The following is a 12,630-nucleotide window of genomic DNA, read 5'->3' as shown; positions in this document are numbered from 1 at the left end:
GAGGGGCGCCGCAGCGCACCTCCCCGCCGCTTGTCGCTTACCAGTTGTCGTCGTCCTTCTTGCCGACCGGGGCATCGGCCTCCTTGGCGGGTGATGCCGCGCGGCGTGCTGCGGGCGGTTGTGCGGCACGGGCCGGTGCGGCCTGGAGCTCACCGGCCGCGGCCGTATCACCTGATGCAGCCTGTGCAGCCAGCACGGGCGCGGCGGATGCCTTCAGCACTTCACGCACCTGCAGCCCGCCCGGTGGCAGGTCTTCCATGCCGCCACGCATGTTCTCCAGGTGGCCATAGGAGAGGTTGGGGGTCACGCGATCGACCACCAGCTCGCAGCACGGTGACTCCAGCCGCCCCAGGCTTTGCCCGGTCTGCGGGTCCTTCATCTCCTTGCCCATGGCCACCACCTGGTAGCGCGCGCCCTCCTTCACGGCCTGGCCGCCCTGGCTCAGCACCACGCTTTCGCCATCGCGGGCGACCACGGTCAGCGGAAAGGTGCGCTGCAGGATGGAGCTGACCACGCCGGCGACCAGCGCATCGCTCATGTCGGTCATGACCTTGTTGCCATCCACGCCCGCGCCCAGCGTGGTCGGAGCCGTGGAAGGGACGGAGCCGCGCAGCGAATCCGAGGCCGTGACCTGGCGCGTGGCCACGTTCACCAGCTTCTGCGACAGGGCCCAGCCGCCCGAGTAGCTCACCAGTTGGCGGTCGCTGGTCTTGAGCTGGCGGGCATGGCGGTTGTAGGCAAAGCTGCTGACACGGGCGCTCCACACCAGATCGGCGCTGGCAGCCTGGGACAGCTTGGCCAGCTCGGCGCTGGGCGCCTGGCCCGTGGCGATCATGGCCAGTTCCTGCTCGATCTCGGGGCTGAATTCACGGTCCAGCACGGCAAAGCGGCCTGTCTGCACCAGGGCGTCGCTGATGCGTTGCCTCAGCGTTGCACCCACCTCGGCGGCGGAAACGCTGCGGTCGCCCATGGGCAACGAGGCCTGCTCGAAGCGCACCGGGCCCACAACGACCTTGATCTTCTGCATCTCGGCCGAAGGCTTGAACTTGGAAATGTTGGCCTTGATGGTGTACTTGTAGCGCTTGGCCCAGGGCTTGGGTTCTTCCAGATCCACCACCTGGACCGACTGGATGACGCCACCGGACTTTTGCTTGACCACCTCGGCGAAGGCGCTGGCGCGCAGCGAGGCGGCGTCCTGCCCCAGCGCCACATCCAGACCGTACTTGGCCGTGACCGAGGCGGACTGGATCACGGCGCCATTGACCTGCAGCAGCGCCATCTGCAATGCCTGCGCCATGGCCTCTCCAGGGGACTGGCCCAGGCCGGTGACCTGGACCTCGACGGTCTCCAGCCTGCCCACGTCGGGCACGGGCGGGGCGACGCTTTGGGGTTGTTCAGGCGCGTCGGTCCTGGGCTGCTCGGACGGCTTGTCGCCACAGCCGGACATGGCGGCGCAGGCAGCCACGACGGCCGCAATGTTGCGGATACGCATAGAAAGTGCTCCTTGCCTGTACCGGATCACAGCTTGAGCGTGCCCAGCGCGGCCGTGGCGTCAGCCGCATTGGCCGGCACCTCGATGTCGTTGGCCCGCGCGAAGGCGATGGCCGTCTGCACGGTGCTGAACAGGTCGGAGGCCGAGCCGGGGAACTTGGACACCACCCAGGCCGCGGAGGTGAGCTTGGTCAGCTGCATGGGGTTGGCGCTTTGCAGGCTCTTGCCCATGACCGAAACATCCTTGCCCATGCCGGCGTACTTCACGCTGCCGTTGACCAGGTGCACCAGCCCCTCGGCGAAGGTGGCCTTGGAGGCGGCATCGAGCACGGGCTTCTTCGCCATGGACTCGGCAATCGCGCCGCTGGTGTCCGAGACCACCTTGTTGCCATCGCCCAGCGCGCCGATGGTGGCGCCATCACCCAGGCTGTCCGCCGTGCTGGCGGCGCTGGCGGCCTGCTCCTTCAGGCCCAGGGCCGTGGCCATCTTGGCATTGGCGCTGAGCACCTCCTTGCTGGCGCCCACATAGCTGCGCACCAGGGCGTCGCCCTGGCCGGCCACGTCGGCAGAGCCGCTGCCGCCCATGAGCTTGCCGACACCCGGGATGGAGGGCATGGAGAACTGGGCCTGTGTCAGGGCGGGGCTGGCCATGGCGGCGGCAACGGCGACGGTGGTGAAGAGCTTTTTCATGGAGATGGACTCGGGTTGCAGCAGTCCGTGAACGCGGACGGTGAAGATAAAAACGAGGAAAGCGAAAGAACGGAAAAAAGGTCCGGCTGCATGGCAGCCGGACCTTGGAAGCCGCAGCGCTCAGCGCAGGCCCAGATTGGTGACCTGGCTGGTGAGATCGCGGGCCGCGTTGTTGGCGGCCAGCTTCAGCGCGTTGTTGCGCGCCTCATCCTCGGACGGGCCGGTGCCCGCGTACAGCACGGGGCCGACGGCGGCAATCGTGTCGGGAATGGTCTGGGCGATGTCCAGGATCTTGGCGTTGACCGTCACGCTCACGCGCATCAGGCCGGTCTGGGGATCGGGCTCGCCCATGCCCACATCCAGCGTGCCCAGGGCGATGTAGGGAATCTGCGCCGTGCGCATGCCGGCCACCATGGCCGCCAGGGTCGAGGGCTGCAGGTCCATGCCGCTCTTGTAGTCGCTCTCCACGGCCGCCACCTTGAAGTGGCCGCCCGTGTAGGGCTCCACCATGGCAGCCTCTGACACCTTGAAGCCGGCCTTGGCGAAGTTGGAGGAAAAGACCTGGGACAGGTTGGCGCTGGGGATCACGCGCCAGGTGGACTCGGCCGAGCGTCGCGTCGTGCTGCCGCCGGTCTCGGAAGTGCGGCTGCTCTTGACCGAGGCAGTGCCCGAGGTCGCCGTGGAGGCATTCGTGCTGATGCGTCCGCCACGGATGGATTCACCCTCGCTGCCCTTTTCGGAAGCGCTGACCTGGGCCTTGACGTCCTCGGTCTCGTCCACGCGCTTGTAGACGCGGTCATCGAAGGACTTGGTCGTGGCCACCTGGCGCGAGACGAACATGAAGGCCAGCGGCGACCGGCCTGCAGGCCCGCCCCTGGCCACGGCAGAGTTGGCCTTGACGGCATTGCGCAGATTGGCCACGTTCAGCGCCACGCGCACGGAGACCGTGTACTGCTTTCTGTCGGCGTTGTCCTCTTCGCTGAGCACGGTGTGCTCAAGGATGTAGCGATCGGGGTTGGCCAGGATCTTGTCGCGCACGGCGTCGAAATTCTCGGCCTCCGACTGGCCCGCTTCGGCGTAGTAGAACTCCACGGCCTTGAGCTGGGCCGCCATCAGCGCACGCTCCTTGTCCTGCGGGCTGACCTTTGAATCCTGGTAGCTGACCGAGGCCTTGCCGCGTGCCTGCTGCACCTGCGCGCCCGCACCGGCCGCGAACAGCGCCATGGAAAGGCACAGGAGGATTTTCTGGATTACTTGCATAGATTCATCAGGTCTTTTGTTTTGACAATTTGCGCTTCGATGTCGCTCTCGGCCGCAGCCGACTTGAGCCAGTCATTGCCCCGTCCAGCCGCCACCGTCTCGGCCAGCTTCACGAAAAGGCCGTTGAGCGAGTCATAGAACGCGGGAAAATCATCGACATGGGTTTGCGTGGAAGGCACCACCTTCACTTCCGCGTTCTTCAGCGAGGCGCCGAGAAACACCGGCCCATTGGGTTCCTGGATGCGCATATCGGCAAAGGTGCCGTAGACATAGCTGGTGCCGGCGCTGGATTCCTTGAACTTGAGCTTCTTGAATCCCTTGAAATCGACGCTGATGGCGTAGTCGGCACTGGGCAGCTGCAGCGTGTAGACCTCTCCGTCAAGCACCTGCATGCGCATCACATTGCCCACGGCATAGCCCATGGCAAAAGGAATGATGGGCACACCAATGCGGCTGGAAATGGCCTCGCCCACGATATCGGCGGCCCAGGTCTTGTGCACCTGCGGGTCCTGCAGATAGCCGGGCAGCATCTCGGCCATGGCGGCGGGAATCTGGATATCGGTGACCTGCAGGAAACGCGGCGTCTGCGAGGGCACGGTGGCCGTGGCCAGCACCTGGGCAAAACGGCCGAAGATGCCGGGCTTGCCTGCCGCGCCTTCGTATACCTTGGTCACGCGCTCCATGATTTCCTCTTGCGACGGCTCGTGGCGCAGGTTGTCGATGAAGGCAAAGCTGAGCGGATACGAACGCACCGCCGTCATGGACTTGAAGTCGAAAAACAGGGCCTGTCCACGAATCAGGATGAACAGCTTGCGCACGCCGCCAAAGCTTTCCACGGAGACCGTCTCGGAATTGAGCACCAGAGAAACCACCAGGGCCTGGTCGCGCCCCTTGAGCTCATCGATGGGATTGGTGGATATCTGCAGATGCTGTGCAGGCGCCTGCTGCACGAATGCCAGTGCCCGCGCATAGGCACTGTGCCCGGCGGCCTTCAGGCGGCTCTCATACTGCTTTGAATAAGGGAATCGCTGCTGCTGCGAACTGGCGTCGCCCGAATAGGCGACTCCCGCAAAAGTGACAGTGGGCCGGTCCTCGGCCATTGCAGCGCCCGACGCTGCAAGCGCAAAAAGCCAGAGCCATGCCATGGCCCGGCGCATGATTTTCTCCACCCCCACACCGCCCCCTTAAAAATGTAAGCGGAGGGTAACAGATTTCACACACCAATACGTGGCACTCGGCGCACAAAGGCGACTGCAGAAAATGCCGCCGATTTCGCCGGCCCTGTCTTCATTCAATGGAAAAAAGCGGTCACCCGCTGACCGTCAGCGCGGCCTATTCCACCTGGATATTGGCGGACTTGACGATCTGCGTGTAGCTCGCCTTTTCCTTCTTCAGGAACTGGGCGAACGTGGCCGGCGTGCCCGAGCCGGGCGTGGCGCCACTGTCCTGCAGGCGCTTGCGGACCTCGGGCAGCTTCAGCACCTCGGCCAGTTCGGCGGCCAGGCGGCTGACCACGGGTTCGGGTGTGCGGGCGGGGGCGAACAGGCCGGTCCAGGCTTCCAGCTCGAAGCCCTTGAGATCGGGCGCCTCCGCAAAGCTCATGACCTCTGGAATCACGTCGATGCGCTGTGCCGAGGTCACGCCCACGCCTTCCAGCTTTTTCTGCTGCACCAGCGGCGTGGCGCCGGTGGTCATCAGAATGCCCAGATCGACCTGGCCGCCCATGACCTCGCTGGTCACCTGGGCCACGCCGCGATAGGGCACATGGACCAGGCGGATGCGGGCGCGCTCCTGCAGCCGTTCCATGGCCAGGTGCAGCACCGTTCCCACGCCCGGCGTGGCATAGGTCAGCGCGCCGGGCCGGGCGCGGGCCATGCTGATCAGCTCGTTGAGGTTGTGCACCGGCAGGCCAGGGCGGGCCACGATCACCATGGGCGCCACCGAAGTCAGGCCCACGGGAGCCAGATCGCGCTCGGCGTCATAGCGCACGGAGGAGTTCACCAGTTGCGCAATGCTCACCGGCCCGTCAAAGCCCAGCAGCAGCGTGTAGCCATCGGCATGCGAGCGCGCCACCTTGCTCACACCCAGCACGCCGCCCGAGGCCGGCACGTTGTCCACCACCACCGACTGCTGCAGCCGCGCACCCAGCTTTTCGGCGATCAGCCGTGCGGTGGCGTCCACATCGCTGCCCGCGCCAAAGGGCACGATCAGGGTGATGGGCCCGGCTGCCGGCCAGGGCTTGCCCGCGCCCGGCGCGGCATGGGCGGCGGGTGCAGCGGCAAGGGCCGCAGCCAGTGCTGCGGCAGCCGATAGCAGGGAGCGGCGGGACAAGGGCATGGGGCTTGGGCATGCAAGGCGCATGCCGGCAAAGGCGGTGCGGGCTGGCGATGGCCTGCAGGGCAAGCACGTCCAGCGCGTGGAAAGCGGGCGATTCTGCCATAGGGCGCAATTTTCCTGCCACGTGCTTGCCATGAAGCCCCATTTATTGCAATCCGTTTCAACCCTTGTGATTCCGTGTCCTAGGGTTCTCGCCTAAGGCGCTGCCCCGCCGCCATGCCCAGAATCGGCTGACCATGCTCTCACCCAGCCAAGTCATTGTCTTCGCCACGCCTGCCTTTTTGCTGCTGATCGCGCTGGAATGGGGCGTGAGCCTATGGCGCGGGCGCAATGCCTACCGGCTGGCCGATGCCGTCAGCTCCATCAGCCTGGGCATGCTCAGCCAGACCAGCGCCGTCTTCACCACGCTGCTGCGCGTGGGCCTGTACACGCTGGCCTTCGAGCACCTGGCGCTGTGGCGCAACGATGCCTTCTGGACCAGCATTCCCGGCTGGCTGCTGGCCCTGCTGTTCTACGACTTCTGCTACTACTGGCTTCACCGCATGGGCCACGAGGTGGCCGTGCTCTGGGCCGCGCATGCCGTGCACCACCAGAGCCAGGACTACAACCTGTCGACGGCGCTGCGCCAGACCAGCTCGGGGGCGATGCTGGGCTGGCTGTTCTACCTGCCCATGGCGCTGGCCGGCGTGCCGCCGCTGGTGTTTGCCATCGTGGGCCTGATCGATCTGCTCTACCAGTTCTGGGTCCATACCGAGCAGGTGCGGCGCCTGGGCTGGTTCGACCGCTGGTTCTGCGCGCCCAGCAACCACCGCGTGCACCACGCCGTCAATGACTGCTACCTGGACAGGAACTACGGCGGCATCCTCATCGTCTGGGACCGCATGTTCGGCACCTTCAAGCCCGAGGACGATAGCGAGCCCTGTGTCTACGGCACGCGCGGCCTGCTGCAAAGCTGGGATCCGCTGTGGGCCAACGCCGTGGTGTACCGGCAACTCATCCATGACAGCTGGCATGCGCGGCGCTGGAGCGACAAGCTGCGCGTCTGGCTCAAGCCGCCCGGATGGCGCCCTGCCGATGTGGCGCAGCGCTTTCCCAGGCCGGCCTTCGACCTGGACGCGCACCGCGTGCTCTACGCACCGGGGATGGAGCGCGGCCTGCGCTGGTTTGCGGGACTGCAGTTCGTGGCGCTGATCGCCGGGGTGTCGCTGTTCCTCTGGCATGCCGACCAGTCCTCGACGGCGCGCAATGCGCTGTGGTTTGGCGTGCTGCTGGCCTGCCAATGGGCGCTGGGCGCAGCCATGCAGGGTCGCATCAGCCTGTGGGTGGCACTGGCCATCGAGGCCGGCGCACTGGCCACCGCCACCGCCGCGCTGGACATGCTGCACTGGCACTGGCTGTTCAAGCCGCTGACCATGGTCTTTGCGCTGATCGCCGTCATGCAGCTGTGGCGCGGCAGCACGGCCTTCTCGGCACTGGCCAAACCCGCGCGCGGCGCCTGCTGGCTGGCCGCGGCACTGGCGGCATCCCTGGCGGGCGACGTGTTCCTGATGCTGCCCGATCTGTTCATCCCGGGCCTGGCCAGCTTTCTGCTGGCCCACCTGGCCTATATCGTGCTGCTGCGCCAGGACGCACCCTGGTTTGCACACCGGCCCTCGCTGGCCGCCACGCTGGCCCTGGGCGCGGGCATGTATGCCGTGCTCTGGCAGGGCGGCCTGCCCGCCGCGCTGCGCCTGCCCGTGGCCGCCTATGTGCTGGTCATTGCGCTGATGGCGGCGCAGGCCCTGGGCCGCGCGCGGCATCTGGGCGGCAAGGCGGCCTGGCAGGTGGCCATGGGTGCCTGCTTCTTCATGGCCAGCGACTCGCTGCTGGCCATCAACCGATTTGTGCAGCCCTTCGACGGTGCGCAAGCCGGCGTGCTGTCCACCTACTACGCGGCGCAACTGCTGATCGTGCAAGGCTGGCTGGCCCGTGGCGCATCGACATCAGGGTTGACCCGAAGCAGCTCGCAAGGCACAATCGAGGGATCGCATTTTCAGGAGTCCTCCGTGGACAGTGCCAGTTCAACCAGTGACAAACAGCGCGCCGCAATGGCTTCGCTGCTGGCTGACTGACCGACTCCTGTGATGGGAGCGGCCATGTCGGTCGGCTTCCATCCATTGCTGCGTTTCCCCTTGGAATCTTCGCGCCGCCCGGCGCTGCAGTGGCGCTTGGCCTGCATCAGGCACGCCGCTCCTGCACCGAAGATTCCAATGGCTGTTGATCACTGACCGCGTGCCCGTGTGGCTGCCATCGAGCAGCGCCCGGCCCACGCTGCTTGACGGCCCTGCCTACGGCGGTCTTCCTGGTTCGCCAAGGAGAAAGCCATGTCCACACCGTTCGTCCGCCCCGCAATGCAACGCCTGCAGCCTGCCACTGCCGCGCCCTGCCCCGGCGCCACCGGCACGCGCGTGGCTGCCTCCCAGGCAGCAATGCAGGCCAAGGCACAGGCACAGATGCAAGCCCAGGCCCCTTCGGCCATGGAGCACGCCATGCATCTTGACCTGCAGACCCACTGGCCCACGCACCGCATCCGCAGCTTTCTGAGCCTGCAGCCGCGCTGAACGCGCGCCGCAGCCTTGTCCGCCCCATCGTCAGAAAGGAGTTCCCCCATGGACCCCGATCCGAGTCGATCTTGCCCTGACCCCTCCGATACGGTCCGGCCGCACATGCCTGCGGCCCTTCCGCACCTTCCCAAGGCCCCGGCCGGGAGACCCGCGCACGTCCATTGACGGATAGGTGCCGGGCTTCTTTCGGCCGCAACGAAAGAAGCCCGCCATGCAACACGTCATCACCGCGCTGCGCACCACGCCGGCAACCACGCCCGCCACAGCACCCGTCTCCGCGCGCGCCAGCCACACCTCCCGCGCCAGCACCCTGCAACTTGCCCTGCAAGCCGCCATTGCGGCACGCCATACCGGGCAACTGCACGCCCTGCTGCAGCAACACGGCCCCGATCTCTTCGCCCATGCCCTCGTGGCGCTCACGCAGCGCCAGCAGGCCGACGTTCTGTCCCTGCTGGCGGCGCAGGAGCGCGCCGAGGTCTACCGCCACCTGCCTGCCCATGCGCGGCGCCAATGGCTGCAGTCGGCCACCGTGACCCGCCCGCCGCTGCGCCGCCGCCTGCTGTGCGCCTGCCAGCGCAACTGGCACTGGCTGCGCGCCACCCTTCGTTCGAGCCAGGCCTGAGCCGCCAGGGAGGTCACCATGAAAAGCCTCAAGCACTTGTTCCAGGCGTTTCTGCGCAGCCGCCACGCCCTGGGGCTGTTCCGGCGCAATGCCCTGCCCTCGGGCACGGCCGTGCACCACTCGCGCTCGGTATCGCCGACCCTCACGCGCGAGCTGCTGCGCGCCTCGCGCGATGACATTGCCGCCGTGCTGGCGCGCACCGGCTCCAGCGAGGACGGCCTGACCCGCGAGCAGGCCCGCGCCGCGCTCACGCGTCTCGGCCCCAACGAGGTCGAGCACGAAAAGCCGCTGCCCGGCTGGCTGCACCTGTGGTACTGCTACCGCAATCCCTTCAACCTGCTGCTGACGCTGCTGGCCGTGGTCTCCTACGCCACGGAGGACATGAAGGCCACGGTCGTCATCGCCTCCATGGTGCTGCTGTCCACGCTGCTGCGCTTTGTGCAGGAAGGCCGCTCCAACCGCGCCGCCGCGCGGCTCAAGGCCATGGTCAGCAGCACGGCCACGGTGCTGCGCCGCAATGGCGGCCCCACGGCGCCGGCAGATGCCGACTCCGCAGACGCCCCGCACAGCGGCTTCGGCCAGCAGGCGCGCCGCTACGAGGTGCCGCTGCGCGAGGTCGTGCCCGGCGATTTCGTGGTGCTGTCGGCCGGGGACATGATCCCTGCCGACTGCCGCGTGCTCAGCGCCAAGGACCTGTTCGTGAGCCAGTCCGCCATGACCGGCGAATCCCTGCCCGTGGAAAAGCGCGCCGACGCCAGTGCATCGAATGGCACCGGCGTGCTGGATGCCAGCAACCTGCTGTTCATGGGCACCAACGTGGTCTCGGGCACGGCGCTGGCCGTGGTGCTGGCCACGGGCAACCGCAGCTATTTCGGCACCATTGCCACGCGGGTGACCTCCAACGACCGCGCGCCCACGGCCTTCGAGACCGGGGTCAACAGCGTCAGCTGGCTGCTGATCCGCTTTGCGGCGGTGATGGTGCCCGTGGTGCTGTTCATCAACGGCTACACCAAGGGCGACTGGGCCGAGGCCTTCCTGTTCGCGCTGTCCGTGGCCGTGGGCCTGACGCCCGAGATGCTGCTCATGATCGTGACCTCCACCCTGGCCAAGGGTGCCGTGGTGCTCTCGCGCCGCAAGGTCGTGGTCAAGCGGCTGGACGCCATCCAGAACTTCGGTGCCATGGACGTGCTGTGCACCGACAAGACCGGCACGCTGACCCAGGACCGCATCGTGCTGGAGCGGCACACCGACGCCTTCGGCCAGCCCTGCGACGAGACGCTGCGCTTCGCCTACCTCAACAGCCACTACCAGACCGGCCTGAAGAACCTGCTCGACCATGCCGTGCTGGAACACGTGGAGCTGCACACCCAGATGCGCCTGGCCGAGGACTACCGCAAGGTCGATGAGATCCCCTTCGACTTCGAGCGCCGCCGCATGTCCGTGGTGGTGGCCGAGCGCAACCACCACCACGAGCTGATCTGCAAGGGCGCGGTCGAGGAGATCCTGGGCGCCTGCACCCGGCTGCGCGAAGGCGACGGCACGCGCCCGCTGGACGAGGAGCAGCTGGCCCGCGTGCGCCGCGTGACGCGCGAGCTCAACCGCGAGGGCCTGCGTGTGGTCGCCGTGGCCATGAAGGAAGTGCCGCCGCACAAGAGCGACTACGGCGTGGCCGACGAGTCGGAGCTGACCCTGATCGGCTACATCGCCTTCCTGGACCCACCGAAGGAAACCACGGCCGAGGCGCTGGCCGCCCTGGCCGCGCACGGCGTGGCCGTCAAGCTGCTGACCGGCGACAACGAACTGGTGGCCGCCAAGGTCTGCCGCGATGTGGGGCTGCCCGCAGACCACATCATCCTGGGCACGCAGATCGAGCACATGAACGACGAGATGCTGCGCCAGACGGTGGAGCGGCACCAGCTGTTCGCCCGGCTCACGCCGCTGCACAAGGAACGCATCGTGCATGCGCTGCGCGCCAACGGCCACATCACCGGCTTCATGGGCGACGGCATCAACGACGCCCCGGCCCTGCGCGCGGCCGACATCGGCATCAGCGTGGACAGCGCAGTGGACATCGCCAAGGAAGCGGCCGACATCATCCTGCTGGAAAAAAGCCTGATGGTACTGGAGCAGGGCGTGATCGAGGGCCGGCGCACCTTCAGCAACATGCTGAAGTACATCCGCATGACGGCCAGCTCCAACTTCGGCAACGTGTTCTCGGTGATGGTGGCCTCGGCCTTCATCCCCTTCCTGCCCATGCTGCCGCTGCACCTGCTGGTGCAGAACCTGCTGTACGACCTCTCGCAGATCGCCATCCCCTTCGACAACGTGGACGACGAACTGGTGCGCCAGCCGCTGCGCTGGAACCCGGCCGACCTGGGCCGCTTCATGGTGTTCTTCGGGCCCATCAGCTCGCTGTTCGACATCCTGACCTTCGCGCTGATGTGGTTCGTCTTCGCCGCCAACACGCCCGAGCAGCAGACGCTGTTCCAGTCGGGCTGGTTCGTCATCGGGCTGCTCACGCAGACGCTGATCGTGCACATGATCCGCACGCCCAGGATCCCCTTCCTGCAAAGCCGCCCTTCCTGGCCGCTGCTGCTGGCCACGGCGGCCGTGATGGCGGCCGGCATCTTCCTGCCGATGGGGCCGCTGGCCGGCTACTTCAAGCTGCAGGCGCTGCCGGCGGCCTACTTCCCGTGGATGATTGCCATATTGCTGGGCTACGCTTGCCTGGCCACGCTGCTCAAGCGCGTCTACATCCGCCGCTACGGCTGGCAGTGACGCACCCTTCAGCGCCCCTTTCAACGCCCCTTCAACCCATTCACCAGGAAAGCCCGGAACCCCATGCAGGCCCTGCAGAACCTCAACCCCGGCGCCATGCTGGACACCTTCGTCAGCCTGACCACGGCCTTCGTGTTCGGCGCCCTCATCGGCCTGGAGCGCCAGGTGCGCCAGCGCACGGCGGGGCTGCGCACCAACACCCTGGTCGCCGTGGGCGCGGCCGTCTTCGTGGACCTGGCCGTGCGCCTGGGCGGGGCCGAGGGCGCCACGCGCGTCGTGGCCTACGTGGTCTCGGGCGTGGGCTTCCTGGGCGCGGGCGCCATCATGAAGGAAGGGGCCAACATCACCGGGCTGAACACAGCGGCCACGCTGTGGGGCTCGGCCGCCGTGGGCGCCTGCGCGGGCGCCAGCCTGGTGGCCGAGGCCGGCTTGGCCACGCTGTTCGTGCTGGCCAGCAATACCTTGCTGCGCCCCGTGGTCAACCGCATCAACCGCCGCCCGGTGGATGACGAATCCACGGAATCGACCTACTACGTCTACGCCATCTGCCACCGCGGCGCCCAGGGCGATGTGCGCGAGCAGATGCTGGAGCTGCTGGAGAACGCCAGCTACCCCGTGCGCGGCGTGGAAACCCATGCCTTCGGCCCGCAGGACACGGAGATCGAGGCCATGCTCTACGCCACCTCGGTGGACTCAGACGAGCTGGACCGCGTGATCGCCGCCATCGAGGCCCTGCCCGGCGTGCTGCAGGCCTTCTGGAACGCCGGCACGGAAGAATGAGTAGGGGTATCACACAGTCCTAGATCTAGGACACCGAGGAAGGGCCGCCCCGCACCGAGGGTGTCGTCC

General features: G+C 67.1%; 10 protein-coding genes. 5 read left to right on the top strand and 5 right to left on the bottom strand.

Going from position 1 to position 12,630, the window contains the following annotated elements; all coding sequences use genetic code 11:
- Positions 1 to 37: 37 nt before the first annotated feature.
- From KDK82_RS19840 to KDK82_RS19820, 5 genes are all read right to left on the bottom strand, one after another.
- The gene (locus tag KDK82_RS19840) at positions 38 to 1,492 is read right to left on the bottom strand and encodes a CsgG/HfaB family protein (RefSeq protein ID WP_088165991.1); all 1,455 of its coding nucleotides are present in this window, start codon (positions 1,490 to 1,492) and stop codon (positions 38 to 40) included.
- A 26-nt stretch (positions 1,493 to 1,518) separates the two neighbouring features.
- The gene (locus tag KDK82_RS19835; RefSeq protein ID WP_012203166.1) at positions 1,519 to 2,181 is read right to left on the bottom strand and encodes a hypothetical protein; all 663 of its coding nucleotides are present in this window, start codon (positions 2,179 to 2,181) and stop codon (positions 1,519 to 1,521) included.
- A 120-nt stretch (positions 2,182 to 2,301) separates the two neighbouring features.
- On the bottom strand, positions 2,302 to 3,441 hold the full coding sequence (locus KDK82_RS19830; protein WP_088165990.1) for a hypothetical protein: 1,140 nt from the start codon (positions 3,439 to 3,441) through the stop codon (positions 2,302 to 2,304).
- Positions 3,432 to 4,586 carry a hypothetical protein gene (locus KDK82_RS19825; protein ID WP_237736628.1) on the bottom strand — a complete coding sequence of 385 codons (1,155 nt, stop codon included), beginning with the start codon at positions 4,584 to 4,586 and terminating at the stop codon, positions 3,432 to 3,434. The genes KDK82_RS19830 and KDK82_RS19825 overlap by 10 nt, the downstream gene beginning before the upstream one ends.
- A gap of 187 nt (positions 4,587 to 4,773) precedes the next feature.
- The gene (locus KDK82_RS19820) at positions 4,774 to 5,778 is read right to left on the bottom strand and encodes a tripartite tricarboxylate transporter substrate binding protein (RefSeq protein ID WP_088165989.1); all 1,005 of its coding nucleotides are present in this window, start codon (positions 5,776 to 5,778) and stop codon (positions 4,774 to 4,776) included.
- Between the two features lie 236 nt (positions 5,779 to 6,014).
- Between KDK82_RS19820 and KDK82_RS19815 the strand changes: the two genes are divergently transcribed.
- The 5 genes from KDK82_RS19815 (at position 6,015) to KDK82_RS19795 (ending at position 12,561) form a co-directional block, all read left to right on the top strand.
- The gene (locus KDK82_RS19815; protein ID WP_143343493.1) at positions 6,015 to 7,889 is read left to right on the top strand and encodes a lysoplasmalogenase family protein; all 1,875 of its coding nucleotides are present in this window, start codon (positions 6,015 to 6,017) and stop codon (positions 7,887 to 7,889) included.
- 252 nt (positions 7,890 to 8,141) lie between these two features.
- Positions 8,142 to 8,378 (top strand): hypothetical protein, encoded by a 237-nt coding sequence (locus KDK82_RS19810; protein ID WP_012203161.1) that lies wholly within the window; start codon positions 8,142 to 8,144, stop codon positions 8,376 to 8,378.
- Positions 8,379 to 8,592: 214 nt separating this feature from the next.
- Positions 8,593 to 9,003 carry a hypothetical protein gene (locus KDK82_RS19805; protein WP_043780774.1) on the top strand — a complete coding sequence of 137 codons (411 nt, stop codon included), beginning with the start codon at positions 8,593 to 8,595 and terminating at the stop codon, positions 9,001 to 9,003.
- 18 nt (positions 9,004 to 9,021) lie between these two features.
- Positions 9,022 to 11,781, top strand: a complete 2,760-nt coding sequence (mgtA, locus tag KDK82_RS19800; protein ID WP_088165988.1) for a magnesium-translocating P-type ATPase — start codon at positions 9,022 to 9,024, stop codon at positions 11,779 to 11,781.
- A 63-nt stretch (positions 11,782 to 11,844) separates the two neighbouring features.
- On the top strand, positions 11,845 to 12,561 hold the full coding sequence (locus tag KDK82_RS19795) for an MgtC/SapB family protein (RefSeq protein WP_012203158.1): 717 nt from the start codon (positions 11,845 to 11,847) through the stop codon (positions 12,559 to 12,561).
- The last annotated feature ends 69 nt before the right edge of the window (positions 12,562 to 12,630 follow it).

This window comes from Delftia sp. K82, from assembly GCF_002193035.1.
GTDB classification, from domain to species: domain Bacteria; phylum Pseudomonadota; class Gammaproteobacteria; order Burkholderiales; family Burkholderiaceae_C; genus Comamonas; species Comamonas acidovorans.
This window is presented reverse-complemented; position numbering and strand designations above follow the sequence as displayed.